The organism is Onishia taeanensis, assembly GCF_003268885.1.
Taxonomy (GTDB): domain Bacteria; phylum Pseudomonadota; class Gammaproteobacteria; order Pseudomonadales; family Halomonadaceae; genus Onishia; species Onishia taeanensis_A.
This window is the reverse complement of record NZ_QLSX01000003.1, coordinates 244,279-268,232: the sequence shown is the minus strand read 5'-3', so window position 1 is coordinate 268,232 and position 23,954 is coordinate 244,279. Positions and strand designations below refer to the sequence as shown.

Here is a 23,954-nt window from a genome sequence, read left to right as displayed (position 1 = left end):
GCATGCACCAGGACTACCAGACTGGCCGCCAGGCCCCCGTCATTGCCGGCCCAGGCTGCCTGGCGCGCCTGCCGGAGTTGCGCCGGCAGCACGGCGCCGAACGCTACCTGTTGATCACTGATGCCGGCCTCGAGGCCAGCGGCCTGCTTAAGCCATACTTGGCCGAACTGGAGCAGGATGCCGACATCGTCCCTTTCATTGCCCCCGCCGGCGAACCCAGCGTGGCAACCGTCGACCAGGCAGCGCAGGTGGTCCGCGAACTGCAAGCCCCGCTGGTGCTTGGCATCGGCGGCGGCACCGCTCTGGACATCGCCAAGCTAGTGGCGGCGCTGGCCGAAAGCCCGGGTCCGATGGAGGCCTACCTGCTGGCACGCACCCCCTGGGTCGGCAAGGCACCCGCCGTGATGATCCCGACCACATCGGGCACCGGCAGCGAGGTCACCCGGACCTCAATCCTCGCCGATGAGACGGGTCGCAAGCTATGGGCCTGGGGTGATGAACTCCTGCCCGAGGCTGTTCTGCTGGACTCGCGACTCACTCGCTCGCTGCCGGCACCACTGACCGCCGCCACCGGGCTTGATGCCTTCGTGCATGCCCTGGAGGCCACCACCGGACGCAATCGCAACCGGCTGATCGAGAGCCAGGCACTGGCGGCGATTCGCCTGGTTGGCGCGGCCCTGCCCGAGGCGGTCCAGACACCGAATAACCTCGAGGCTCGCCAACAGCTGCAGGAAGCCGCCTGCCTGGCCGGCATGGCCATCGATAACGGCGGCACCGGTATCGCTCACAACATCGGCCATGCCCTCGGCAGCCTCTACCACCTGCCGCACGGCGTGGCCGTGGCGATCGCCGTCGAGGCCTCGCTGGCCTGGTCGATCGAAGGCCATGAGGCCACCTTCGCCGCCAGCGCCCATGCCCTGATGGCCGGCAGCGAGGCGAAAGCGCTCCCTGAATTGGTCACCGAGCTTGCAGATGCCAGCGCCTTCGACCAGGCCCTGGCGCCGTTCGCCAACCTGGAGATGGACGCCACGGCCCTAGCCGAAGTGATGCAGGCCGAAGAGAACGCCCCGATGGCCAACAATGCCGCCCGCATCCCCGAGGGAGACGACTGGCAACATCTGGCGGAGCTCACCGTGGCCACCTTCCAGCATCGCCAGGCAGGCCTGCGAGCCGGGTCAACCACGCAAGAGAGGGCAATGGCATGACGGCACCGTTGAACGACGAACGTACCCCGCTGTTCTCAGATCCCGGCCAAGCGAGCCACATCGCCCGCATCGAGATCAGCCATCATCAATTCGAGCTCGATCCGCCCTTCCCCGCCGCCTGGGATAGCCAGCCGCGCCGACAGTTCCCCGCGACACTGGTCCGGGTGATCGACAGCGAAGGACGCGAGGGTGTTGGCTCGGGCGACGTGATGTACGGCTTTGATGACTTCCGTCACCTCTTCATCGGCAAAGACCCGCTGGACCTGGAGCGCCATGCCGGTGTCATCGACAACATCGGCTTTCATGCCGGGCGCTGCTGGCCGCTGGAGGTGGCCCTTTGGGATCTAGCCGGCAAGATCCTCGATACCCCGGTGTGGCGCTTGATGGGCGGCGTATCGAACCGCCTGCGCGCCTATGCTTCCAGTGGCACCCATCGCCCTCTGGAGGAGGTGGTGGCCCTGGCCAGGCAGGTACAAGATGCCGGCATCCCGGCCTTGAAACTGCGCTTCGGGCGCCCGCGCCTGGAAGATGACCTGGCTGTACTGGGTGCCGTCCGCCAGGCCGTCGGTCATCGACTCGAGCTGATGGTCGACTGCAACCAGGGCTGGCGGATGCCCTGGGATGTCAAGACACCCTGGCAGTATGCCCATGCACTGGAGGTGGTCCGGGAACTCGAGCGCCAGGATGTCTACTGGATGGAGGAGCCGCTATATCGCGGCGACTACGCCGGCATGGCTAAGCTCGCTGAGGAGACTGAAGTGCGGATCGCTGGCGGCGAAATGACGCGCGAGCCCTACGAGTTCAGAGAAATGCTGCGTCAGGGCTGCCTCGATGTCTACCAGCCCGATGCCGTCTGTTCGGTGGGCATGCTGGGCTTGGCCCGACTGGCCCGCGAGATCGTCGCCGCCGGCAAACTCTTCACGCCTCACACCTGGGGCAACGGCATCGGCGTGATCGCCAACCTGCACCTGACTGCGGGCGCGGTCGGGCCGACCGGCGCCCCCTATCTGGAATACCCGTTCGACCCGCCCGAATGGACGCCCGAAAAGCGCGATTTCCCGCTGACGACGCCCTTGCTGGCGGATGGCGAGGGTTGGCTGACCCTGTCCGAGGCACCTGGTCTTGGTTTTGAGCTGGATGAGCACCGCCTGGCCGCTACCCGCGCCACTCAGGCCACATACCAGTAACGCATCACGGCGCGCACTGCCCCCTCTGCGGGGCTACCGAACCGGGCAGGCTCACGCAGTCACCCACTTCAATGCCGCGTGCGGCGAAATACCCGGCATTGACCTCCAGTGCCGCGATATAGGCGACACCGGCTCTATAGGCGCGGCAATCCGCTGATACATCAGAGCCACAGGGCGTCATCTGCCGGATGGCAGCAATGCGCCCGTTGCGGTCGATAAAGGCGATATCCAGCGGGATTAGGGTGCGATACATCCAGAAGCCGCTGTCCGGCGACTGAGGCCGCTGATACACGAACAGCATGCCGGCCTCCGCCCCCAGTTGTTCGCGCCCCATCAGCCCGGTCGCGCGCTGTTGAGGGCTCTCGGCCAGTTCCACCTCCAGACGCGATGGCCCCTGATCGCCATGAATGGCCAGGGTCGCGGACGCGAAGTGAAGCTTGGCTGCGCGGGCTGTGCTTGCCGGCCAAGCGGCCAACGGCAGCCAGGCAATGGCGCCTGCGACACTGCCGACGGCGGCCAGGCCTGAAAGAACACGACGGCGGCTCAGACTTAGGGGAGTCTTCATGGGTAAACCTCTCGAGTCATGAGGATGCGCCTGGCATCAGATGAATGGCGTCGGCCAGCAGCGAGACCTGTACGACCTCCCCTCGCGCCAGCGCATTGCGACGGGCGGCGTGGGTGGTGATCTCGAAGCGTAGCGTCTCCGTACCATGATCGAAGGCCAGCGTGATCTGGGTCACACCGCCCATGGCCACCATTTCCCGCACCCGGCCTTCGACCGGATTTTCGCGTTCGCCATTCGACGGCCTGCCACGCCGGTGCAGCACCACATCGGAGGGCGGCAGATACCAACGCAGCGACTGACCGGGTGCGAATGCCGCAAGCCCTTGTCCGACCTCCAGTCGATAGGGCCCCCAGGCCAGCCGCCGTTCGCCATGCGCTGCGACCACCTCACCGCTGAAGACATTATGCCGATCCAGCAACCGGGCAATCTGTGGCGTATCGGGGGTGCGAAACAGGGTCTCCGGCGTGCCGCTCTGCAGGGTCTTGCCGCCATGCAGCACGCACAGCCGATCGGCCAGGGCACTGGCCTCTTCCAGGTCATGAGTGACCAGCACCATGGGAATGGTCAGCGTTTCGCGCAATAGCGCCAACTCGCGTTGCAGGCGCCGACGGGTGACCTGATCCACCGCCGAGAAAGGCTCGTCGAGCAGCAACACCTGGGGCTTGCGCGCCAGCGCACGAGCCACCGCCACCCGCTGACGCTGGCCGCCCGAGAGCTGATGAGGCAGACGCTCCTCGAGCCCTTCGAGACGCACCCGCGACAGCCAGGCCTCCGCCGTGGTGCGCCGCTCCTCCCCGCTCTCACCTTCCACCGCCAGCAGCACGTTGTCCCGAGCGCTGAGGTGAGGAAACAGGGCGTAGTCCTGAAAGACGAAGCCGATGCGCCGGGCCTGGACGCTGAGCGAGTGCCCGCGCGCGGCATCGAACCAGCTCTGTCCGCCACAGCGAATATACCCGCTGGCCACCCGAGTCAGGCCCGCTATCGCCCGGAGCAGCGTGGTCTTGCCGCTGCCGGAGGGGCCGACCAGGCCCAGAAGCTCACCGGGCGCGCAGGCAAAGTCAGCCGCCAGCGGAATCGGCCCGGCCTGATGCAGCGAGACGCTCAGCCCTTCGGCGTCACGCGCCTGTGCATCCAGCCCTTGGTCGGGGAAACCGACGTGTCCATGCTCAACCATGGCGGCGCCCTCCTCGCCTGGAGAGGCCATAGACCACACCGATGGTCAGAAACGAGATGCCCAACAGCAGCGCCGACATGCGGCCGGCGCCGGCTTCGTCGAAAGCCTGCACGCGGTCATAGATCGCAATCGCCAGAGTGCGGGTCTCGCCGTCGATAGCGCCGCCCACCATCAGAATGACCCCGAACTCGCCAAGGGTATGAGCAAAGGTCAGCGCCAACGCCGACACCACGCCCGAGCGTACCAGCGGCAGCTCGATGCGCCAGAAGGTCTGACGAGTCGACAAGCCACTACACCAGGCCGCCTCGCGCAGGGTCTCTGGCACCGCCTCGAAGGCACGCTGAATCGGCTGGACGGCGAAGGGCAGGTTGACCACCAGCGAGGCGAGCAAGATGCCGGTGAAGGAAAAGTTCAGGCTGGTACCGGTCAACGAGGCCCAGAAGCCTCCCACGGGACCGTCCCCGGCGAAGGCCAGCATCAGATAGAAGCCCAGCACCGTGGGTGGCATCACCAGTGGCAGCGCCACCAGGGCTTCGACAAGCGCCCGACGCCGTTGCATCCGGGCCAGGCGCCGCCCCAGCCAAAGCCCCACCGGCAGCAGGATCAGGCAGGTGCCGAACGCCAGTCGCAGCGAAACGAACAGGGCGCTCCAGTCCATCAGGGCGCGTCCGAAGCCGGCACGGCAAAGCCATAGTCGCGAAACACCTGCCGCGCAGGCGGGCTCTGCAGGTAGGCATAGAAGGCCTCAGCCGTTTCCCCGGCGCCCGGCAGTAAGGCCATGCGCTGGTGGAGCGGCGCGTGCCAGGCCTCGGGAATCAGCACATAGCGGCTTTTCCCTGCAAGCGACGGTGAGCATGCCAGTGAATAAGCGACCAGGCCGCCGCGAGTATCGGCAGACAGCGCGAAACGAGCCGCCTGGGCGACGTTTTCACCCTGCACCTGCAGGGGCTGGCTGGTGTCCCACAGGCCTTCATGCGCCAGTGCCTGGCGCGCCGCCACGCCATAAGGCGCATGTTCGGGGTTCGCCAAGGCGAAGCGAGCCCGGCTGCCATCGGCCTGCCAGGCCTGCACAGCCGCCTTCACGGCGGCCAGCGGCGCATTAGAGGAGGACTGCTCTTTCATCTGGCTGTCCGGACGTTCCTCGCCTTCCCTTCCTTCTTCTAAGCCTTTGCGCTGCAGCCAGACCAGCCGCCCCCGGGCGTAGCGCACCCCGGCATCACGGGTCTTGCCGGCCTCATGTAGCGCCTGCACATAGCCCTCATTGGCCGAGAGAAACAGCTCGAAGGGCGCGCCCTGGTCGATTTGACGACGGAAGTTGCCGGACGAGCCCATATTGAGGATGACCTGACGGCCGCTGGCGTTATGAAAATCCTTGGCGATCTCGGTCAGGGCGAACTGCAGGCTCGACGCCACGGCAATGCGGGGCACGTCAGCGGCCATGACGGCTGGCGCGACAGCCAGGCCTAGGACCAGCAGCCACTGGGCAAGCTGGCGAGACAACACTCGCATAGCGAAATCCTTGTCTGAAAATAGAGATCAAAAAATCGGGTAAGCGGATTAAATGGTTGATCTTACCTTTGCATGAGAGTGAGACAGACCGGCATCTCATCGGATTATCTGGTTGATGCTTCACCTACTGCTGGTGCATGTTTCCTTCGCTAATTCCAGCAAGAACCCCACACGCCTCAACTTCCCGGTCATCGTTGCAACTCGCTCTCAGTGAAACGAGTTGTTTCTCAAGCGCTTGCAGAGCGGTTATCTGCGACCGCACATGAGAGATGTGATCATCGAGCAAGGCGTTGACGGCGGTACAAGGCTGATGAGGGTCGTCCTGATAGCTCTGTAGTTCGTGAATCTCAGCCAGTGACAGGCCCAGGATTCTGCAGCGACGGATGAAGGCCAGCCCCTCACCATGCTTCTCGGTATAGACACGGTAACCGTTGTCCTGCCGATCAGGCGGCGGCAACAAGCCCTGCTGTTCATAGAAGCGGATCGTCTGTGTTTCGACCCCTACCAACTGCGCCAACTGACCAATGCGCATCAGCCTCCTCCCCAACGGATTCTTTACTCTATTGACCTTATAGTAGCTTTATAGTTTTAAATGGTACCACAACATTGTTCAAGTGGAGTCGTATCATGAGCAAATCCTGTGGTGGCGCCTGTGGCGGTGATGCAACGTCCGCAGCGGATACCGATATACAGGCCTCCTCCGAGGCGCCAGGGAGATGGGTCAGTGTTTATGCCGTGCCGAAGATGGACTGTCCATCAGAAGAACGAATGATTCGCCTAGCCCTGAACGGCTTTGAGGAGATTCGGGCGCTGTCCTTCGACTTGTCGAACCGCCGGCTGAAGGTCGTGCATGACGGTGAGGTCGAGCCCGTCACCTCGAAACTGAAGACCTTGGGGCTAGGCGCCTCGCTTCAGGAAACCGTCGCTGCAAATCCGGAGACCATCAAGGCCGCCGAGTTTTCGGCAGCTTCTGCTAAGCAAGAATCCGGGACCCTGCGCTGGTTGCTCGGCATCAATGCACTTCTGTTCGTGGTGGAAATGACTGCCGGTCTGATCGCCCAGTCCACCGGCCTGATTGGAGAATCCCTGGACAATTTTGCCGATGCGGCGGTGTACGGGCTTGCCCTTTATGCGGTTGGACATAGCGTGAAAATGCAGGTACGTGCCGCGCATCTTGCTGGTGTACTGCAACTGATCTTGGCTGTGGGCGTGCTCGTAGAGGTGGTGAGACGCTTTGTATTCGGTAGTGAGCCTGAATCGCTGGTGATGATGGCTATCGCATTCGTCGCATTGATTGCCAATACCAGTTGTCTGCTGCTCATATCCAAACATCGGGAAGGCGGGGCGCACATGAAGGCAAGCTGGATATTCTCGGCCAACGACGTGGTGATCAACCTGGGGGTCATCACCGCCGGCGCCCTGGTCGCGTGGACCGGTTCCAATTATCCGGATCTGATTATCGGCACCATCGCGGGGGGCATTGTACTTAACGGTGCCAGACGCATTTTGGCGTTGAAGGGTTAAATAATGCTCATTATTGGCAAAAAGCTCTCGCCGTATGCCCTATTGTCCATATCGGGCCTGCTGGCAGCGTCTGATCAGGCTGTAAAGTGGCTGGTGCAGCAATCAATGGCCTATGGCGAGTATGTTTCGGTGACCCCGTTCTTTAACTGGGTGCACCTATGGAACACCGGTGCCGCATTCAGTCTTTTTGCGAATGGTGGAGGCTGGCAGCGCTACTTTTTTATCGGAATCGCGGTAGTGGTCTCGATTTTTCTGATCAAGCTGATCCTTGAAAATCGTCATAAAGGAGAAGCCATCGCTTACAGTCTTATCCTCGGTGGCGCCATGGGCAACCTGATTGACCGGGTCTTTCGCGGCTATGTTGTGGATTCCTTTGATTTCTATTGGCGAGACTGGCATTGGCCGGCCTTCAACCTGGCTGATATTGCAATTGTCCTCGGTGCCTTACTTTTCGTTTCCAGCAGCTTGTTGGGTAAAAAAGCAAACACCAATGCCGAGCCGGATGGATCTGACTGACACCTACGCCTATACAACACCATGACCGAACTTCCCGACAACATCCTTCACCTGCCGCAATACCAAGTACTGGGCTGCAAATCAACCGACGACGAAATGCACTTCCAGGTGGACGTGCCCGATCCCATCGCCTGCGAGGAATGCGGCGTGCAGGGTGAGTTCGTACGGTTCGGCAAGCGTGACGTTCCCTATCGTGATCTGCCCATCCACGGCAAGCGGGTCACTCTCTGGGTGGTCCGCCGCCGATACACCTGCCGGGCCTGCAAGACAACATTCAGGCCCCAGCTACCGGAGATGGTGGACGGATTCCGTATGACACTGCGGCTGCATGAGTACGTGGAGAAGGAATCCTTCAACCACCCCTACACCTTTGTGGCGGCACAGACCGGCCTGGACGAGAAGACGGTGCGCGACATCTTCAACGCCCGCGCCGAGTTCCTGGGGCGCTGGCACCGCTTCGAGACGCCCCGCATCCTGGGCATTGACGAGCTATACCTGAACAAGCGCTACCGCTGCATTCTGACCAACATTGAGGAGCGAACCCTGCTCGACCTGCTGGCCACCCGCCGCCAGGACGTGGTGACCAACTACCTGATGAAGCTGAAAGACCGGCAGAAGGTCGAGATCGTCAGCATGGACATGTGGAACCCCTACCGGGCAGCGGTCAAGGCTGTGCTGCCCCAGGCCCGTATCGTGGTCGATAAGTTCCATGTGGTGCGCATGGCCAACGATGCCCTAGAGAGAGTGCGCAAGGGCCTCAGAAAGGAGCTGAAACCGTCCCAGAGCCGGACTCTCAAGGGAGACCGGAAAATCCTGCTGAAACGCGCTCACGAAGTCTCAGACCGGGAGCGCCTCATCATGGAGACCTGGACAGGCGCGTTCCCGCAACTGCTGGCCGCCTACGAGCACAAGGAGCGCTTCTACGGCATCTGGGACGCCACCACACGGCTCCAGGCAGAAGCCGCCCTGGACGAGTGGATAGCCACCATCCCGAAGGGCCAAAAGGAAGTCTGGAGCGATCTGGTCAGGGCAGTGGGAAACTGGCGCGAAGAGACCATGACCTACTTCGAGACGGACATGCCCGTCACCAACGCTTACACGGAGTCCATCAACCGACTGGCCAAGGACAAGAACCGTGAAGGGCGCGGTTACTCCTTCGAGGTGATGCGGGCACGAATGCTCTACACCACGAAGCACAAGAAGAAGGCACCGACTGCGAAGGTCTCTCCTTTCTACAAGAAAACCATCGGTTACGGACTGCCGGACTTCGCAGAGGAACTCAACTACGGAGTCGATCTATCAACCATCTGAGGGTGGTATCAGATTGATGGGGTGAAGGTGCCCCATCAACCATTAAATCCGTATACCCAAAAAATCAAAGGTGCAGGAGGGGCATATCATCACCGCTTACCTGGGCCGGCAACGCAGCAGGCGGCCTCCTATCCCGGCGACATGCCAAGATGTCACATCAGTGCAATGATACTGATTCAGTCTAAATGGTATGGCGCCATCCCCGACGAGGCTGATTTTCACACAATGCCGCTCTCCACGCAGACCCTGATGCAGCAAAGCGATGCCCAGTGGCTTGATGAGATCATCAAGGCCAACGCCCTGACAGTGCTTTTTCAACCCATTGTCGATGGCGAAAGCCAGCTGATCTTTGGCTATGAGGCGTTGGTCCGTGGCCCTTCAGACTCCCCGCTACATTCTCCTCTGAAGCTATTTGGCAGTGCCGAGCACGAAGGACGCTTAGTCGAACTCGATCTGCTATGTCGTCGGCTGGCAATCCAGCGCTTCGCTGAACTAGCGCTGCCGGCGCGCCTGTTTCTCAACGTGATGCCGGCCACCATCCTCGAATGGGACTTCCGCGAAGGAGCCACCATCGAGTATCTGAAACACGCAGGCCTCTCGCCAGACCGGGTGGTAATCGAGCTGACCGAGCACGCGCCGATCCATGATTACGAACTGATGCGTAAAGCGGTTAGCCACTATCGCAACATGGGCTTCAAGGTGGCGCTGGACGATCTTGGCGCAGGCTACTCCGGGCTACGCCACTGGGCCGAGCTGCGCCCGGACTTCGTCAAGATCGACCGCCACTTCATCGAGAGCATCGACACGGACTGCCTCAAGCAGCAGTTTCTGCGCTCGATCATCGACGTTTCTCGTAACCTGGGCTGCCAGTTGATCGCAGAGGGTATCGAGACCCGCGAGGAATATCACGCCCTCTGGGAAATGCAATTGACCTACCTGCAGGGCTATCATTTCGCACGCCCCAGCGAAACGCCCCCGCATGACATTGACAACCTCAGGTACACTCCGCAGCGCCAGCCCGCGGCAAGCCACATCGCCGCCTCGATCAGCCATCCCATTGCCGCTATCGATACCAAGTGCAAGCTGCCAACGCTACTCGATCGGTTCAAGCATGATCTCGGGCTGCGTTGCGTGGCCTTGGTGAGTGAAGGCCGCCCGGTCGGCGTCATTCGTCGCAACGACTTCCTGACGCTATTCGCCAACCCCTTCGCTCACTCCCTGTACGCCAAGAGCAGCCTGGAAGAGCTCGCCGACCGGCAGATGATCGTGGCACGGAGTAACACCTCCCTCGAACAGTTGAGCCAGTGGGTCACGGAAGCCGATGGCGGCCGTCACGAAGACTTCGTGATTGTTGATGAGGACGGGCTTTACCAGGGCATGGGCAATATCATCGACTTGCTTCGTGAAATCACCTCTCAACGAGTGCGCCAGGCCCGCCATGCCAATCCCCTGACCGGCCTGCCAGGCAATGCCCTGATCAACGACGCGCTGGCCTCTCACCTTGCCGAGGGACGCGACTTCGTCGCCGCCTACTGCGATCTGGACCAGTTCAAGGCCTACAACGACGATTACGGCTATGCCCATGGCGACGAGGTCATTATCGCCGTGGCGAACCTGCTGCAGGACACCCTGCTTGAGCATGGTCATTTCGTCGGCCACATCGGCGGCGACGACTTTATGCTGCTGTTGAGCGGTGACGACTGGCAGGCCCACTGTGAGCAGGTGTTGAACCGTTTTGAGGCCATGGCACCCGGCTTCTACCGACCCGCCGACCAGGCGGCCGGTGGCATCTGCGGCGAAGACCGCCAGGGTAACCGCCAGTTTTTTCCCTTCATCAGCCTGACGCTGGCCGCACTGCCGGTGAAGCCCGGTCGTTTCAATAGCGCCTTGACCATCGCCGACCGACTCTCCGAGCTCAAGTGTCATGCCAAGCGCGTATCGGGCAATAACCTGCTGATCGAGCGCCGACGCCACTGACAGCGGTTGGGAAGGAACGAGCTAGGCGCTACAATGCGCGCCCGAAACGTTGCTTACTCCCACGCTCGGCGCACGCTGAGCCCTTTCGACTGGACCCCCCTTTGATCTCCACCGCCAACATCACCATGCAGTTCGGGGCCAAGCCCCTGTTCGAAGACGTCTCGATCAAGTTCAACAACGGCAACCGCTATGGCCTGATCGGCGCCAACGGCTGCGGCAAGTCGACCTTCATGAAGATCCTTGGCGGCGATCTCGAGCCATCCGGCGGGCAGGTAATGCTCGATTCCGGGACGCGCCTGGGTAAGCTTCGCCAGGATCAGTTCGCCTACGAAGAGCACCGAGTGATCGACACCGTGATCATGGGCAACACCGAGCTGTGGGAGGTCGCCGACGAGCGCGAACGCATCTACTCGAACCCGGAGATGAGCGAAGAGGACGGCATGCGCGTTGCCGATCTCGAGACCCGCTTCGCCGAGCTCGATGGCTACACCGCCGAGGCCCGCGCCGGCGAGCTGCTGCTGGGGCTCGGCATCCCAGAGGCCCAGCACTTCGGCCCGATGAGCGAAGTGTCGCCGGGCTGGAAGCTGCGCGTACTGCTGGCTCAGGCGCTGTTCGCCGACCCGGACGTGCTGCTGCTCGACGAGCCCACCAACCACCTGGATATCAACACCATCCGCTGGCTCGAGGGCGTGCTCACCGCGCGCAGCAGCACCATGGTGATCATTTCCCACGACCGCCACTTTCTCAACAGCGTCTGCACCCACATGGCGGACCTGGACTACGGCGAGATCCAGCTGTTCCCGGGCAACTACGATGACTACATGACCGCGGCCACTCAGGCCCGCGAGCGCCTGCACGCCGACAACGCCAAGAAGAAGGCCGAGATCGCCGATCTGCAGGCCTTCGTCAGCCGCTTCTCGGCCAACGCCTCCAAGGCCAAGCAGGCCACCTCGCGTCAACGCAAGATCGACAAGATCCAGCTCGAAGAGGTCAAGCCGTCCAGCCGCGTCAGCCCCTTCATTCGCTTCGAGCAGAACAAGAAGATCCACCGCGGTGCGGTGCAGGTCGAGTCGCTGGCCAAGGGCTTCGATGAAGGCCCGTTGTTCGAGAAGCTGGGCCTGCAGATCGAGGCTGGCGAGCGAGTGGCGATCATCGGCCCCAACGGCGTCGGCAAGACCACCCTGCTACGCTGCCTCAGTGGCCACCTGGCCCCGGATGCCGGCGAAGTGAAATGGACCGATGCCGCCGAGATCGGCTACTTCGCCCAGGATCATGCCGACGACTTCGCCAACCCGGCGACGCTTTACGAGTGGATGGCGCAATGGACCGACGGCGGCGAGCAGATGATCCGTGGCGCGCTCGGTCGCATGCTGTTCTCCAACGACGATATCGGCAAGTCGGTGAAGGTCATCTCCGGTGGCGAACAGGGCCGCATGCTGTTTGGCAAGCTGGCCCTGCAAAAGCCCAACGTGCTGCTGATGGACGAGCCTACCAACCACCTGGACATGGAATCCATCGAGGCCCTCAACCTGGCCCTGGATCACTATCCGGGCACGCTGGTATTCGTCAGCCACGACCGCGAGTTCGTGTCATCGCTTGCCACGCGCATCCTCGATATGAGCGGCGACAAGATCGTCGACTTCAGCGGCAGCTATGACGACTACCTGAAGAGCCAGGGCGTCTACGGCTAACCTGCGGACAGTCACGCGTTCACAACGCTGCATCGGCTATGCTTGACGCTTTGGACGACATGAACGGCTCTTGATCGATGCGCAGGATGCCGCCGATCGAGGGCCGCGTCTTTGTCCAACCATCAGCGAGTACCTACCGGATGCCAGCCCCACCCGACACTCAGGCAGCGACGTCCCTGAGCCTCGAGGCCGTCGCCGTTGGCGCCCTTGAAGATGTTTCCCTTAAGCTCGCCCCGGGCGAAATCACCTGTCTGTCCGGCCCCAGCGGGAGTGGCAAGAGCCGCCTGCTGCGCGCCATTGCCGACCTCGAACCTCACGAAGGCGACATCCGACTCGGTGATCAAGCTCAGGCGACGCTGCCCGGCCACGCCTGGCGCCGGGCGGTGATGCTGGTGCCGGCGGAAAGCCAATGGTGGGCAGAGGATGTCGGGGCGCATTTCGACCGCGACTGCCAAGCAGGTCTCGAGGCTCTAGGCCTTTCTCCGGAAACCCTCGGCTGGCAGGTAGCGCGGCTCTCTTCCGGCGAAAAGCAGCGGCTCGCCCTGCTGCGTGCCCTCTCCCGACGGCCTCGTGCTCTCCTGCTGGATGAACCCACCGCCAACCTGGATCACGCCACCACCCTTTCCTGCGAGGCCTGGCTAGGCGAACAGGCCCGCCAATTCGGCATGCCGATGCTGTGGGTCGCCCATGACCCGGAGCAGATCAAGCGAGTCGCCCAGCATCATGTCCGGATCACAGGCTCCCGCCTGGAGACGACCCCATGAACGTGATCGCCCTGGAATGGTGGCAGTTGAGCCTAGCGGCGCTGATGGTCGTAGCCCTTGCGACCTGCACCACGCTGGCACGCCTGGAAATCGGCCGGCCATTGCTGATCGCCGCGGCGCGCACGGCGGTGCAACTGACGCTGATCGGCCTGGTGCTGGAGGCGCTGTTCGCCTCGGCACGCTTTCAGTGGGTGGCGATGATGGCTGTGGCCATGCTGCTGATCGCCGGGCGCGAGGTGATGACGCGCCAACGACGGCGACTGCGCGGCGGCTGGGCCTTCGGGATCAGCACTCTGGCGATGTTTCTGTCCTCCTTCAGCGTCACGGTGCTGACCCTGACCGTAATCGTCGGGCCCGAGCCATGGTACGCGCCCCAGTACGCCATCCCGCTGCTAGGGATGCTGCTCGGCAACACCATGACCGGCGTGTCGCTGGCGATGGACCGTCTCACCACGAACGTCTGGCAGCAGCGCAGCGTGATCGAGAATCGGCTGATGCTGGGCCAGCCCTGGCAGGAAGCCATCGGTGACGTGCGCCGTGAGGCGATGCGCAGCGGCATGATCCCCACCATCAACGCCATGGCTGCCGCCGGCGTCGTCAGCCTGCCGGGCATGATGACCGGCCAGATACTCGCCGGCAGTGCCCCGGCCCTGGCGGTGAAATATCAGATCCTGGTCATGTTCATCATCACCGCCGGCACCGGCTTCGGCACGCTGGCCGCCGTTGCCGCCACCAGCCGACGTCTGTTCGATGAGCGCGAGCGGCTGCGACTGGATCGACTCAGCACGCCCAAGGGCTAGGCTGGCTGAATGGCCGGGCCGACGGCGCAGCAGTTCAGCGCACTAGCTTTGCCCGCTCAACCGTGCTTTCCGATCAAGCGTTCTTTCCGCTCATCCGTTCTTGGCGCTCAATCACCGCTTCGGCGATGAAATCCAGGAAGGCGCGAATCCGGGCCACCCGGCGCAAGTCGGGGTGCGTCAACAGCCACAAATCGGTACTCAACTCCGCCAATGGCTCGCTGAGCCTTACCAGCCGTGAATCGGCATCGGCGAGATAGCAAGGCAGTACCGCCACACCGGCGCCTTCGCGAACGGCACTGAACATGCCCAGCATGCTGTCGAGTCGGTAGCGACAAGTCGCCGCCACCGCTTGGTGCTCCATCCAGGCCTCCAGCGCCGAATAGCCCAACTGGGCATCGGGCCCCACCCAGTCCAAGCCATGCCAATCCTGCTCAGCGGCGTTATTGGCTTGGCACTCACGTGAGCCATATACGGCCTGAGCAATTTCGCCAATACGGCGCCCGACCAGCATCTCCGGCGGCGTCGACGAAGGCCGCACCGCCACATCCGCATCGCGTCGGGTCAGGTTGTACAACTGATTGGAGACGGCGACCTCTAGCACGATATCCGGATGCATCCGGCGAAAGTCCGCCAATAGCGGCGCCAACAGACCGGCGAGCAAGGTATCCGTGGTCGTCACCCGCAGCGTGCCGGACAGTCTCAAATCACGCCCCGCGACTCGGCGCTCGGCCCCCAGCACCTCTCGCTCGACACGGGCGCCGGTGGCGGCCATGTCCTCGCCGGCCGGCGTCGGCGTGTAGCCGCGGCGACCGCGCACGAAGAGGCTGACGCCAAGACGCCGTTCGATGCCGTCCAGGCGGCGAAACACCGTGGCGTGACTGAGTCCCAGGCGGCGTGCGGCACCAGACAAGGAGCCCGCCGCGTGGATGGCCAATACGACCCGCAGGTCGTCCCAGCGGACGTTCTGTTCATCCATGCAAAGTTATCTATCAGTTATGGAGAATGTTGTTTCATCAGTGCAAAGCCTAGGCTACTCCTGACCCTAACGTCACCCCAGGAGACACGCCATGCAGGTATTGATCGTCCACTGCCACCCCGAACCCCGCTCCTTCAACGCGGCCCTCACCAACATCGCCGTCGACACCCTGGAGGGGCTCGGCCACCAGGTAGAAGTCGCCGACCTCTACGCGGAGGGCTTCGATCCGGTGGAACGCCCCCAGCACTTCGCCGCGCGGCGCGACGATGAGCGGTTCGCGCCTCTCGACGAACAGCGACATGCCGTTGAGACCGGCGGTCTGCCACGAGATGTGCAACGCGAGATCGCGCGCCTCGAACGGGCGGACCTGGTGATCCTGCAGTTCCCCCTGTGGTGGCATGCGCAGCCCGCGATGCTCAAGGGCTGGTTCGATCGCGTCTTCGTCTACGGCGGAATCTACAGCGGCCGCATGCGCTACGATCGGGGCCGCCTGCGCGGCAAACGGGTCCTATGCTCGGTGACCACCGGCTCGCCGGCGCCCGCATTCTCGCGGGATGGCCGCGGCGGGGATATCGCCGCCTTGATGTGGCCCATCCACTGCTCGCTCTACTACGTTGGCCTCGAGGTACTGCCGCCCCAACTCAACTACGGCATTCAGGGCGGTGGGCTCAGCTACCAGTCCGAGGCCACCTTTCGCGACCAGCTGGAAGCCGACAAGGCGCGCTGGGTGAGTCGCCTTAAGTCACTTGACGGTGATACCCCGATCGCCTTCGCGGGATGGGACGACTGGGACGAGGACGGTGTGCTCAAGCCCGAGCACCCGGCCCGCTGGCGTCCCTAACGCCTCGTTCTTCCCTGAGCGCCAGCCACTCCCGGCACAGCCAGCCGCCGGCCCTAGCGATCTCCGCCTCGCTTGCTCCGGCGTAGCCCAGCACCAGGCCGGGCCGGCCGGGTGGCGTAAGGTAATACGTGGACAGCGGCGACAGCCCGATGCCTTGGTCGACGCCGCGGGCCACCAGCGCCGCCTCGGTGGCGTGGTCGTCGAGCCAGGCCACCAGGTGCATGCCGGCCTGCCCCTCCGACAGCTCAAGCCCCCCACTGACCGCCGGCGCCAAGGCTTCTCGCAGCCGCGCCTGGCGGTCGCGGTAGCAGTCGCGCATGCGCCGCACATGGCGCGAGAAGTGGCCAGCGGCGATGAACTCGGCCAGCGCCGATTGCACCACGTACTGCCCCTCGCGATGCAGCCGGGCGTTGGCCCGCCGACACGGGTCCACCAGGAGCTCGGGCAGCACTACATAGCCCAGCCGCAGCCCCGGGTAGAGCACCTTGCTGAAGGTGCCTACATAGAGCACCCGCCCGCCGTTATCGAGCCCCTGGAGCGCGGCGATGGGCCGTTGGCCATAGCGAAACTCGCTGTCGTAGTCGTCCTCGACGATCCAGGCCCCATGCCGCTCGGCGGCCTCGAGCAGGGCCAGGCGCCGCCCCAGGGTCATGGTCACCCCGCTGGGATACTGATGCGAAGGCGTGACCTGAATCAGCCGCGGCGCGGGTAGACCTGCTGCCACTCGCAGGCCTTCGTCATCCACCGGCACCGGGGATAGCTCGAGCCCGGCGGCCTCGAAGCAGGCCTTGGCGCCGCCGTAGCCGGGTTCCTCGACCCAGACCCGGTCACCAGGGTCGGTGAGCAGCCGCGCAATCAGCTCGAACCCCTGCTGGGCGCCCTGGACGATGAGGATCTGCTCGGGCCGGCAGCGCACCGAGCGCGACAGCCGCAGGTAGTCGCACAGCGCCTCGCGCAGCGCCGGCACGCCGCCCTGGGCCTGATAGCCCAGCCAGTCAGTGGGCGCCCGATGCAAATGCCGTCTTATCAGTCGCTGCCATAGCGCCTGGGGGAAGCGATCCAGCGCCGGCAACCCGGGCGTGAAGACGCCGGGACGCACGTTTGAACCGGGGCTGTAACCAAGCAGACGCGTACCCCGGGACGACAGCGCGACGGCCGTTGCCGTCCCGGGGGCCGCACAGGCCGGCGCCGATGCCAGCCCTGATGCAGGCGAAGACCCGGCCAGTCGCGGCAGATCGGCGATGAAGGTCCCGGCGCCGGGGCGCGTCTCCAGGAAGCCCTCGGCGACCAGCTGCTCGAGGGCGGCCAGCACGGTATTGCGCCCCAGGCACAGCTCCCTGGCCAGGCGACGCGAGGACGGCAATAGGCTGCCCGGGGCCAGGCGTCCCGCCTGGATGCGCTCGCGCAGCCCGAGATAGAGCCGCCGACTGAGCGGCCCCGATGCGGCCTCGGCGAGTTCCATGGCGAGGGCATCGATGACCCAGTCCAGCGCGGCCTGCGATGAAAGCGGTTCCATGATTTTCCCCAAAACCGGTTCTTATTCTGGAACCACTATGCCGCCAGACTGGCATTCGGTCACCCCAAACCTCAGGAGAACCGCCATGCCCGTGCGTCCCGCGACCCACGATGACCTTTCTGCCCTAGCCGAGCTACTCGACGGCTACCGCCGCTTCTACGGCCAGGCGGCGGACCTCGCTGCCGCCACCGACTTCGCGGCGCGCCGCCTGGCGCTCGGCGATTCGCATCTGCTGGTGGAGGCCGGCCCCGACGGCACGCTGCGGGGCTTCGTGCAGCTCTACCCGACCCTGTCGACGGTGCAATTGGCCCCGCGCTGGATCCTCGGCGATCTCTTCGTGACCCCCGAGGCGCGCCGCCAGGGCGTCGCCAAGGCCCTGATGAACGCCGCCCGCGGCCTGGCCGAATCTCACGGCATCGCCCAGCTGCGGCTGCAGACGCAGGTGGAGAACCACAGTGCCAAGGCGCTCTACGCCTCGCTGGGCTGGCGCCGCGACGACGCCTTCGATCACTACGTCCTGTCGCTGCCGACCGCCCCGGCTCGCTGAGATGGCACCTGTATAGCACCTGGAGATGGCGCTTAAAGAGAGGATCACCGAATGACGACGACCAATGCCTATAACCAGCCGGTGGGCCGGCCCGTGCCGGGTTGGCAGGGCGCTGCAAGCCTCAGCCCCATCACGCTGACGGGCCAAAGGGTGCGCGTCGAGCCCCTCGACGCCGACCGCCACGCCGACGCCCTATTCACGGCCTGGCAAGCGCCCAACGCGGCACCGGAAACGCGCGACGCCCTGGCGGCACGCTGGACTTATCTGGGTGGGCGGCCCTTCGACGACGGCCCCGGCTGTCACGCCTGGCTGGCCGACCGAGCGGCCAGTGCTGATCCATGCTTCTACGCCATCGTCGACGCCGCCAGCGGCCAGGCGCTGGGCATCGCTGCCTACCTGAATATCGTGCCCGAACACGGCAGCCTAGAGGTCGGCCACCTGCACTTCTCGCCGCGCCTCGCGCGCACCGCCGCCGCTACCGAGGCGATGGTGCTGATGATGGGACACGCCTTCGCGCTGGGCTATCGGCGCTACGAATGGAAGTGCGACGCCCTCAACGCGCCGTCGCGGCGCGCCGCCGAACGGCTGGGCTTTCGCTTCGAGGGCATCTTCCGCCAGCACCGGGTGGTGCAGGGCCACAACCGCGACACGGCCTGGTTCTCGGTGCTCGACGGTAACTGGCCGGCACTGGAGCGCGCCTTCGCGTGCTGGCTCGCTCCCGACAACTTCGACGCCCGGGGCCGCCAGCACCGCTCCCTCCGCGAACTGACCGAGGCGGCGCTGGCGGCCACCTAAAGACACGGCTGATCCCTGTCACGACGAGGAGTCACTCGATGTACGTATCCCCCGCGCTGCGGATGTCCACGCCTAAGGCCCAGGCCTTGATCGAGGCGCATCCCTTCGGCGTGCTGGTTGGCGACGACCTGCAGGCAACCCACCTGCCGTTGCAGCTGAGCCGCGACGAAGGCGAATTCGGCACTCTCTACGGCCACTTCGCCCGAGCCAACCCGCACTGGCAGGCATTGGAGGGTCGCCGAGTGCTGGCGATCTTCAGCGGTCCCCATGCCTATGTGTCGCCCACCTGGTACGCCACCCGCCCGGCCGTACCGACCTGGAACTATGCCGCCGTGCACGCCGAGGGGCGGTTCGAACGACTCGACGGGGCCGCCACCGCCGCGCTGATCAAGCGCAGCCTGGCCCATTTCGAACCCGGCCTGCTCAACGACAAGGTGACGCTCGACGACGCCTTCCGCGACCGGCTGCTGGCCGGCATCGTCGGCTTCCGGCTCCCCATCGCCTCGCTCCAGGGCAAGGCCAAGCTCGGCCAGCAGCGCAGCGCCGCCGACCAGGCCGGAGTCGCAGCCGGGCTGCGCGACAGCGCCGCTCCCGAGGCCCGAGCCCTGTGGCGCTATATGCAGGACCAAGCAGGAGGCACGGAAGCCCCCTGATCTCGCACCAGCTCTATGCTCCAGAGCCATGCCCCAACGCCAAACGCCGCCGCCCCAAGGGGCAGCGGCGTTTGGCTAATCTAGCTCGTCGGCGAGGGAAACGCCCTGCCGACGACCCGCCAAGTGGCGTTACTTTTCCCGTTACTTGGCAGCCGGCTTGGCCGCGGTAGTCGCGGCCTTGGAGGCGCTCTTGACGCTCTCTTCGGTCAGTTTCTGTGCCTGCTGAACCACTTCCTGGTTCATGGCGACTACCTTCTCTGCATCGGCCTTGACGCGCTCACCGACGTCCTTGGCCACTTTCTGCTGACCTTCGACGTAGGTGCGCAGGCCTTCGGCATCCTTGACGTTCAGGGCGGCGCGCGCTTGGCTGAGGCCGAGATCGCTGTAGGCCTTGGCGGCATCAAACTGGGCGGCCATCAGCTTTTCGGAGTAGTCCAGGCTCATCGCGGCATAGGCGCGAGCCGGGCCGAAGAACATGGATTCGAACTGCTGGGTGACTTGATCAAAATTAGTGCTGCTCATGGTCCACCTCTTAGCGAACGGTTTCGAATGGAGAGGCATCCTGCCCCTCGCTGCATTGCAACATAGCAAAGCACTTGCTGCGCCGCAACATCGATTTCATGCTTCTTGTGTGTCTCTATTTGACGCCCATCCGTCAGCCTCGGTGCGGGGCATTGAACCGCTGCTGACGAACAGATTCCGGTCAGATGACCACACTTTGATTCAAGCGTTTAAACCGCGTCTGATCAGCGCCTTGATGCGCCTCGTGCACGGCGATACTGTCGTTGCATTGGGCGAGCCTGCCTTCGGGCGAGCGCTGCCCGCTCCACCACAATTTCAAGAACAATCTCAAGGCAGGAGCTCCCACCTTGATCCGAATCGAAAACGTCTCCAAGTCCTTTGGCGGCTTGCAGGCGGTGAAGGACGTGTCCTTCGAGGTTGCCCAGGGCAGCATCACCGGCTTGATCGGCCCGAACGGCGCCGGAAAAAGCACCCTGTTCAACATCGTCGCTGGCCTCTTCCCGCCCACTAGCGGCCGCATCGTGCTCGACGGCCAGGACATCACCGGCCTGCCTACCCACGAGCTCTTCCACCGTGGCCTGGTGCGCACCTTCCAGATTCCCCATGAGTTCTCGCAGATGACGGTGCGCGAGAACCTGATGGTCGTGCCCCCTGAACAGAGCGGTGAAAACCTCTTCAACAGCTGGCTGCGCTGGGGCCAGGTCTGCAAGGAAGATGCCAAGGTACTCGAGCGGGTCGACGAAGTGCTCGACTTCCTCGAAATCTCGCACGTCGCCGACGAGCTAGCCGGCAATCTCTCGGGTGGCCAGAAGAAGCTTCTCGATCTGGGGCGCACCATGATGACCGACGCCAAGATGGTGCTGCTGGATGAGCCCGGTGCCGGCGTCAATCGCACCCTGCTCGGCAAGATCCGCGAGGCGATTCGTCGCCTCAACACCGAGCGGGGCTATACCTTCTGTCTGATCGAGCACGACATGGACCTGATCTCGCAACTCTGCGACCCGGTACACGTGATGGCCAACGGCGAGCTGATCGCCTCTGGCCCAATGGACGAGATTCGCCAGAATGCCGAGGTCCGCGAGGCCTACCTGGGTGGCGGCGTCAGTGGCCATATGGGGGAAGACGCATGAGCAGCTCGACCACCACCCTGTTGGATGCCCGCGATATCTACGGCGGCTATGGCGGTGCCGACATCCTCAAGGGCACCAACCTGCGCGCCAACGCAGACGAAATCGTGGTCATCGTCGGCCCCAACGGCGCCGGCAAGTCCACCGCCATGAAGGCCATCTTCGGTCTGGTGAAGATCCGCACGGGCCAGGTCCTTTTTCAGGGCGAGGACATCACCAACGCCAAGCCGGAACAGATGGTGCGCCGGGGTATCGCCTACGTACCTCAGGAGCAGAACGTCTTCCCCTCGCTGACCGTACAGGAAAACCTCGAGATGGGCGGCTATCTGATGACCGGCGATCTCGGGCCGCGGATGGAGATGATCTATGATCTCTTTCCCAAGCTCGCCGAGCGCCGCCGCCAGCCTGCCGGACTGATGTCCGGCGGCGAGCGCCAACTGGTCGCCATGGGCCGTGCGCTGATGGTCGACCCTAAACTGTTGATGCTCGATGAGCCCACTGCCGGCCTGTCACCGAAGCTGATCGACGAGACCTTCGAGCGCATCAAGGAGATCAACGCCCAGGGCATCGGCGTGTTGATGGTCGAGCAGAATGCCAAGCAGGCGCTGGCTATCGCCAGCCGCGGCTATGTGCTTGCCACCGGCGCCAATCGCCATGAGGACACCGGGCCCAATCTGCTGGCCAACCCGGAAGTCGCTGAAATGTTCCTGGGGGGCTAGCCATGAATGACATCATACAGATCCTGATCTACGGCATGGTGCTGGGCAGCGTGCTCAGCATGGGCGCCATCGGGGTGTCGATGATCTTCGGCATCCTGCGCTTCGCACACTTCGCTCACGGCGACTTCATGACGCTTGGCGCCTATATCGGCCTGACCTTCATCGGGGTGATGGGGCTAAGCCCCTGGTTCGCCCTACCAGCAGCCATGGTCGGCATGGCCGTGGTCGCCGTGGTCATCGACCAACTGCTCTACCGGCGCATCCGCCGCACCCAACCGGTCATTCTACTGATCTCCTCGTTCGGCATGGCGCTGATCCTGCGCAGCCTGATCCAGCTGATCTGGGGCTCCGAAAACCAGACCTACGCCAGTGGCATCCAGTTCCCCTGGCGCCTCGACGTGCTCGGCGGTCTGCGCATCAAGCCTGATCATGTGTGGATCGTGCTGATCTCGCTGGGCCTGGTGGCCGGCGTGCATCTGTTCCTGACGCGCACCCGGATGGGCAAGGCGATGCGCGCCATGTCCGACAACATGGACCTGGCGCTGGTCAGCGGCATTCCGGCCGAGCGGGTCATCATCGTCACCTGGATCATCGGCGGCGCCCTGGCGGCGGCAGCCGGGGTGTTCCTCGGCATCGATACTCGCCTACACCCGGTGATGGGCTGGACAACGCTGCTGCCGGTGTTCGCCGCGGCCATTCTCGGCGGCATCGGGCGACCCTATGGGGCCATCGTTGGCGGCATGATCATCGGTATCTCGATGGAGATGTCGACACTGTTTATCTCTGCCGCCTACAAGCCGGCCGTGGCCTTCGCCATCATGGTGGTGATGCTGATCTTCCGGCCTCAGGGCATCTTCAAGGGGACACTGTGATGGAACTCGCCAGCCTGTTCGCTTACCTGGTCTCGTTTCTGACCTTCGCCGGCATCTATGCGGTGCTGGCCATGGGCCTCAACACCCAATGGGGCTTCACCGGTCAGTTCAACATCGGCATCGCCGGTTTCTTCGCTGTAGGGGCCTATACCAGCGCCATTCTCACTACCCCGGAAAGCCCCGCCTATCTCGGCGGGCTGGGCATGCCCTTCCTGGTCGGCCTGATTGGGGCGACGCTTGCCTCGGCGCTGATCGGCCTGGTGATCGGGCGCATCACCGCCAAGCTGCGCACCGACTACCTGGCCATCGCCACCATTGGCATCGCCGAGATGATTCGCCTGTTCATCAAGAACGAAGACTGGCTGACCAACGGCGTGCGCGGCATCGCCGGCATCGAGCGCCCCTTCGCCGGCACACCGCTGGACAGCCCCTTCGGCTATCTGCTGGTGGTGGTGGCCTTCGTGGTGCTGGTCTACTTCCTGCTTGAACGCGCCTATGCCTCGCCCTGGGGCCGGGTGCTGCGGGCGATCCGCGAGAACGAACCGGCGACCGCCGCGGCGGGCAAGTCGATCGCCCGCTTCCGCCTGCAGGCCTTCGTGCTTGGTGCAGCCATCATGGGGCTGGGCGGCGGCCTCTATGCTCACTTCTTCGGCTTCCTGAGCCCTGAGGCCTTCATGCCGCTCTACGGCACCTTCCTGGTGTGGGTGATGCTGATCGCCGGTGGCAGCGGCAATAACCGCGGCGCGATCCTCGGCGCTGTGGTGGTGTGGGGCGTGTGGACGCTGACCGAGCTCGCCACCGACCTGCTGCCCACCGAGTACGCCACTCAGGCCGCCGCCCTGCGGGTGCTGCTGATTGGCGTGCTTCTGCAGGTCATACTGGTCACTCGGCCGCAGGGCATTCTGCCCGAGAAGCCACCCAAGCTGATCGCCCGCAAGAAGTAACCCTCGACGAGACGGGCGGGCACGCTCCCGCTCATATTCCCACCGCCCCGGCCCTTGCGCCGGGGCTTTCTTTAGGACTCCGTCTCCATAGCGACGAGGCTGCCCCAAGGCACAGGCCCGCTCGCCCCGCCGGGCAACCTCGCCTACCGGCCGCCGATACGTCGCCCGCAAAAAAAAACCGCCCCGGCGCGCGGCCGGGGCGGTTACTTGGAGCTATCT

The 23,954-nt window shown here is 64.0% G+C and carries 25 protein-coding genes; 17 read left to right on the top strand and 8 right to left on the bottom strand.

The features are described from left to right. Positions 1 to 2: 2 nt before the first annotated feature. Together BCL93_RS06085 and BCL93_RS06080 are read left to right on the top strand one after the other, a co-directional pair. Positions 3 to 1,205, top strand: coding sequence for an iron-containing alcohol dehydrogenase (locus BCL93_RS06085; protein ID WP_112054201.1), 1,203 nt, complete (start codon positions 3 to 5; stop codon positions 1,203 to 1,205). Next, complete coding sequence (locus BCL93_RS06080; RefSeq protein ID WP_258396008.1) at positions 1,202 to 2,392, top strand: mandelate racemase/muconate lactonizing enzyme family protein; 1,191 nt, start codon at positions 1,202 to 1,204, stop codon at positions 2,390 to 2,392. Before BCL93_RS06085 ends, BCL93_RS06080 begins: the two co-directional genes overlap by 4 nt. Positions 2,393 to 2,396: 4 nt before the next feature. Here BCL93_RS06080 and BCL93_RS06075 read toward each other — a convergent pair whose 3' ends face one another. The 5 genes from BCL93_RS06075 to cadR all read right to left on the bottom strand — a co-directional run bounded on the left by BCL93_RS06075 (position 2,397) and on the right by cadR (position 6,172). Next, the gene (locus BCL93_RS06075) at positions 2,397 to 2,957 is read right to left on the bottom strand and encodes a DUF192 domain-containing protein (RefSeq protein ID WP_112054200.1); all 561 of its coding nucleotides are present in this window, start codon (positions 2,955 to 2,957) and stop codon (positions 2,397 to 2,399) included. A gap of 16 nt (positions 2,958 to 2,973) precedes the next feature. Next, positions 2,974 to 4,131 (bottom strand): ABC transporter ATP-binding protein, encoded by a 1,158-nt coding sequence (locus tag BCL93_RS06070; RefSeq protein ID WP_112054199.1) that lies wholly within the window; start codon positions 4,129 to 4,131, stop codon positions 2,974 to 2,976. Then, positions 4,124 to 4,789: a molybdate ABC transporter permease subunit gene (gene modB, locus BCL93_RS06065; RefSeq protein WP_112054198.1), complete on the bottom strand. Its 666-nt coding sequence runs from the start codon at positions 4,787 to 4,789 to the stop codon at positions 4,124 to 4,126. Before modB ends, BCL93_RS06070 begins: the two co-directional genes overlap by 8 nt. Further along, positions 4,789 to 5,640, bottom strand: a complete 852-nt coding sequence (modA, locus tag BCL93_RS06060) for a molybdate ABC transporter substrate-binding protein (protein WP_112054197.1) — start codon at positions 5,638 to 5,640, stop codon at positions 4,789 to 4,791. Before modA ends, modB begins: the two co-directional genes overlap by 1 nt. 124 nt (positions 5,641 to 5,764) lie before the next feature. Then, positions 5,765 to 6,172, bottom strand: coding sequence for a Cd(II)/Pb(II)-responsive transcriptional regulator (cadR, locus tag BCL93_RS06055; protein WP_004364961.1), 408 nt, complete (start codon positions 6,170 to 6,172; stop codon positions 5,765 to 5,767). Positions 6,173 to 6,267: 95 nt separating this feature from the next. Here cadR and BCL93_RS06050 point away from each other — a divergent pair, with 95 nt between their 5' ends. The 7 genes from BCL93_RS06050 (at position 6,268) to BCL93_RS06015 (ending at position 14,223) form a co-directional block, all read left to right on the top strand. Next, positions 6,268 to 7,164 carry a cation transporter gene (locus BCL93_RS06050; RefSeq protein ID WP_004574643.1) on the top strand — a complete coding sequence of 299 codons (897 nt, stop codon included), beginning with the start codon at positions 6,268 to 6,270 and terminating at the stop codon, positions 7,162 to 7,164. 3 nt (positions 7,165 to 7,167) lie between these two features. Continuing rightward, the gene (gene lspA, locus BCL93_RS06045) at positions 7,168 to 7,680 is read left to right on the top strand and encodes a signal peptidase II (RefSeq protein WP_004863699.1); all 513 of its coding nucleotides are present in this window, start codon (positions 7,168 to 7,170) and stop codon (positions 7,678 to 7,680) included. A gap of 21 nt (positions 7,681 to 7,701) precedes the next feature. Then, positions 7,702 to 8,991: an ISL3-like element ISPpu12 family transposase gene (locus BCL93_RS06040; protein ID WP_004574636.1), complete on the top strand. Its 1,290-nt coding sequence runs from the start codon at positions 7,702 to 7,704 to the stop codon at positions 8,989 to 8,991. Positions 8,992 to 9,216: 225 nt separating this feature from the next. Then, a complete protein-coding gene (locus tag BCL93_RS06030; protein WP_258396007.1) occupies positions 9,217 to 10,968 on the top strand; it encodes a bifunctional diguanylate cyclase/phosphodiesterase in 1,752 nt (583 codons plus the stop codon). A gap of 101 nt (positions 10,969 to 11,069) precedes the next feature. Continuing rightward, complete coding sequence (locus tag BCL93_RS06025) at positions 11,070 to 12,659, top strand: ABC-F family ATPase (RefSeq protein ID WP_112054196.1); 1,590 nt, start codon at positions 11,070 to 11,072, stop codon at positions 12,657 to 12,659. A gap of 140 nt (positions 12,660 to 12,799) precedes the next feature. Continuing rightward, positions 12,800 to 13,423 carry an ABC transporter ATP-binding protein gene (locus BCL93_RS06020; RefSeq protein ID WP_112054195.1) on the top strand — a complete coding sequence of 208 codons (624 nt, stop codon included), beginning with the start codon at positions 12,800 to 12,802 and terminating at the stop codon, positions 13,421 to 13,423. After that, positions 13,420 to 14,223 carry an ABC transporter permease gene (locus BCL93_RS06015; RefSeq protein ID WP_112054194.1) on the top strand — a complete coding sequence of 268 codons (804 nt, stop codon included), beginning with the start codon at positions 13,420 to 13,422 and terminating at the stop codon, positions 14,221 to 14,223. Before BCL93_RS06020 ends, BCL93_RS06015 begins: the two co-directional genes overlap by 4 nt. A 73-nt stretch (positions 14,224 to 14,296) precedes the next feature. On the opposite strand, the gene BCL93_RS06010 is transcribed toward BCL93_RS06015, so the two are convergent. Then, positions 14,297 to 15,199, bottom strand: a complete 903-nt coding sequence (locus BCL93_RS06010; protein WP_112054193.1) for a LysR family transcriptional regulator — start codon at positions 15,197 to 15,199, stop codon at positions 14,297 to 14,299. Positions 15,200 to 15,290: 91 nt separating this feature from the next. On the opposite strand from BCL93_RS06010, the gene BCL93_RS06005 reads away from it, so the two are divergent. Continuing rightward, complete coding sequence (locus BCL93_RS06005; protein ID WP_112054192.1) at positions 15,291 to 16,040, top strand: NAD(P)H-dependent oxidoreductase; 750 nt, start codon at positions 15,291 to 15,293, stop codon at positions 16,038 to 16,040. Here BCL93_RS06005 and BCL93_RS06000 read toward each other — a convergent pair. Next, on the bottom strand, positions 16,006 to 17,556 hold the full coding sequence (locus tag BCL93_RS06000) for a PLP-dependent aminotransferase family protein (RefSeq protein WP_112054191.1): 1,551 nt from the start codon (positions 17,554 to 17,556) through the stop codon (positions 16,006 to 16,008). The genes BCL93_RS06005 and BCL93_RS06000 overlap by 35 nt on opposite strands. An 85-nt stretch (positions 17,557 to 17,641) precedes the next feature. On the opposite strand from BCL93_RS06000, the gene BCL93_RS05995 reads away from it, so the two are divergent. Genes BCL93_RS05995 through BCL93_RS05985 form a run of 3 tightly spaced genes read left to right on the top strand, consistent with a single transcriptional unit; the run spans position 17,642 to position 19,551 of the window. Next, positions 17,642 to 18,103 carry a GNAT family N-acetyltransferase gene (locus tag BCL93_RS05995; RefSeq protein ID WP_112054190.1) on the top strand — a complete coding sequence of 154 codons (462 nt, stop codon included), beginning with the start codon at positions 17,642 to 17,644 and terminating at the stop codon, positions 18,101 to 18,103. Between the two features lie 51 nt (positions 18,104 to 18,154). Then, a complete protein-coding gene (locus BCL93_RS05990) occupies positions 18,155 to 18,898 on the top strand; it encodes a GNAT family N-acetyltransferase (protein WP_112054189.1) in 744 nt (247 codons plus the stop codon). A 38-nt stretch (positions 18,899 to 18,936) separates the two neighbouring features. Further along, positions 18,937 to 19,551 (top strand): FMN-binding negative transcriptional regulator, encoded by a 615-nt coding sequence (locus BCL93_RS05985; protein WP_112054188.1) that lies wholly within the window; start codon positions 18,937 to 18,939, stop codon positions 19,549 to 19,551. Between the two features lie 141 nt (positions 19,552 to 19,692). Here BCL93_RS05985 and BCL93_RS05980 read toward each other — a convergent pair whose 3' ends face one another. Then, entirely contained in the window at positions 19,693 to 20,073 is a 381-nt protein-coding gene (locus BCL93_RS05980; RefSeq protein ID WP_112054187.1) for a phasin family protein, read from the bottom strand. Between the two features lie 347 nt (positions 20,074 to 20,420). Between BCL93_RS05980 and BCL93_RS05975 the strand changes: the two genes are divergently transcribed. Genes BCL93_RS05975 through BCL93_RS05960 form a run of 4 tightly spaced genes read left to right on the top strand, consistent with a single transcriptional unit; the run spans position 20,421 to position 23,735 of the window. After that, on the top strand, positions 20,421 to 21,203 hold the full coding sequence (locus BCL93_RS05975) for an ABC transporter ATP-binding protein (RefSeq protein ID WP_112054186.1): 783 nt from the start codon (positions 20,421 to 20,423) through the stop codon (positions 21,201 to 21,203). Next, positions 21,200 to 21,919 (top strand): ABC transporter ATP-binding protein, encoded by a 720-nt coding sequence (locus BCL93_RS05970; protein WP_112054185.1) that lies wholly within the window; start codon positions 21,200 to 21,202, stop codon positions 21,917 to 21,919. The genes BCL93_RS05975 and BCL93_RS05970 overlap by 4 nt, the downstream gene beginning before the upstream one ends. A gap of 2 nt (positions 21,920 to 21,921) precedes the next feature. Beyond that, positions 21,922 to 22,791, top strand: a complete 870-nt coding sequence (locus BCL93_RS05965) for a branched-chain amino acid ABC transporter permease (RefSeq protein ID WP_112054184.1) — start codon at positions 21,922 to 21,924, stop codon at positions 22,789 to 22,791. Then, entirely contained in the window at positions 22,791 to 23,735 is a 945-nt protein-coding gene (locus tag BCL93_RS05960) for a branched-chain amino acid ABC transporter permease (protein WP_181463039.1), read from the top strand. The genes BCL93_RS05965 and BCL93_RS05960 overlap by 1 nt, the downstream gene beginning before the upstream one ends. The last annotated feature ends 219 nt before the right edge of the window (positions 23,736 to 23,954 follow it).

Excerpts from the sequence above, each read along its gene's own strand:
- BCL93_RS06085 (WP_112054201.1), top strand. The coding sequence starts at position 3 with ATGCACCAGGACTACCAGACTGGCCGCCAGGCCCCCGTCATTGCCGGC.
- BCL93_RS06080 (WP_258396008.1), top strand. The coding sequence starts at position 1,202 with ATGACGGCACCGTTGAACGACGAACGTACCCCGCTGTTCTCAGATCCC.
- BCL93_RS06075 (WP_112054200.1), bottom strand. The coding sequence starts at position 2,957 with ATGAAGACTCCCCTAAGTCTGAGCCGCCGTCGTGTTCTTTCAGGCCTG.
- BCL93_RS06070 (WP_112054199.1), bottom strand. The coding sequence starts at position 4,131 with ATGGTTGAGCATGGACACGTCGGTTTCCCCGACCAAGGGCTGGATGCA.
- modB (WP_112054198.1), bottom strand. The coding sequence starts at position 4,789 with ATGGACTGGAGCGCCCTGTTCGTTTCGCTGCGACTGGCGTTCGGCACC.
- modA (WP_112054197.1), bottom strand. The coding sequence starts at position 5,640 with ATGCGAGTGTTGTCTCGCCAGCTTGCCCAGTGGCTGCTGGTCCTAGGC.
- cadR (WP_004364961.1), bottom strand. The coding sequence starts at position 6,172 with ATGCGCATTGGTCAGTTGGCGCAGTTGGTAGGGGTCGAAACACAGACG.
- BCL93_RS06050 (WP_004574643.1), top strand. The coding sequence starts at position 6,268 with ATGAGCAAATCCTGTGGTGGCGCCTGTGGCGGTGATGCAACGTCCGCA.
- lspA (WP_004863699.1), top strand. The coding sequence starts at position 7,168 with ATGCTCATTATTGGCAAAAAGCTCTCGCCGTATGCCCTATTGTCCATA.
- BCL93_RS06040 (WP_004574636.1), top strand. The coding sequence starts at position 7,702 with ATGACCGAACTTCCCGACAACATCCTTCACCTGCCGCAATACCAAGTA.
- BCL93_RS06030 (WP_258396007.1), top strand. The coding sequence starts at position 9,217 with ATGCCGCTCTCCACGCAGACCCTGATGCAGCAAAGCGATGCCCAGTGG.
- BCL93_RS06020 (WP_112054195.1), top strand. The coding sequence starts at position 12,800 with ATGCCAGCCCCACCCGACACTCAGGCAGCGACGTCCCTGAGCCTCGAG.
- BCL93_RS06015 (WP_112054194.1), top strand. The coding sequence starts at position 13,420 with ATGAACGTGATCGCCCTGGAATGGTGGCAGTTGAGCCTAGCGGCGCTG.
- BCL93_RS06010 (WP_112054193.1), bottom strand. The coding sequence starts at position 15,199 with ATGGATGAACAGAACGTCCGCTGGGACGACCTGCGGGTCGTATTGGCC.
- BCL93_RS06005 (WP_112054192.1), top strand. The coding sequence starts at position 15,291 with ATGCAGGTATTGATCGTCCACTGCCACCCCGAACCCCGCTCCTTCAAC.
- BCL93_RS06000 (WP_112054191.1), bottom strand. The coding sequence starts at position 17,556 with ATGGAACCGCTTTCATCGCAGGCCGCGCTGGACTGGGTCATCGATGCC.
- BCL93_RS05995 (WP_112054190.1), top strand. The coding sequence starts at position 17,642 with ATGCCCGTGCGTCCCGCGACCCACGATGACCTTTCTGCCCTAGCCGAG.
- BCL93_RS05990 (WP_112054189.1), top strand. The coding sequence starts at position 18,155 with ATGACGACGACCAATGCCTATAACCAGCCGGTGGGCCGGCCCGTGCCG.
- BCL93_RS05985 (WP_112054188.1), top strand. The coding sequence starts at position 18,937 with ATGTACGTATCCCCCGCGCTGCGGATGTCCACGCCTAAGGCCCAGGCC.
- BCL93_RS05980 (WP_112054187.1), bottom strand. The coding sequence starts at position 20,073 with ATGAGCAGCACTAATTTTGATCAAGTCACCCAGCAGTTCGAATCCATG.
- BCL93_RS05970 (WP_112054185.1), top strand. The coding sequence starts at position 21,200 with ATGAGCAGCTCGACCACCACCCTGTTGGATGCCCGCGATATCTACGGC.
- BCL93_RS05965 (WP_112054184.1), top strand. The coding sequence starts at position 21,922 with ATGAATGACATCATACAGATCCTGATCTACGGCATGGTGCTGGGCAGC.
- BCL93_RS05960 (WP_181463039.1), top strand. The coding sequence starts at position 22,791 with ATGGAACTCGCCAGCCTGTTCGCTTACCTGGTCTCGTTTCTGACCTTC.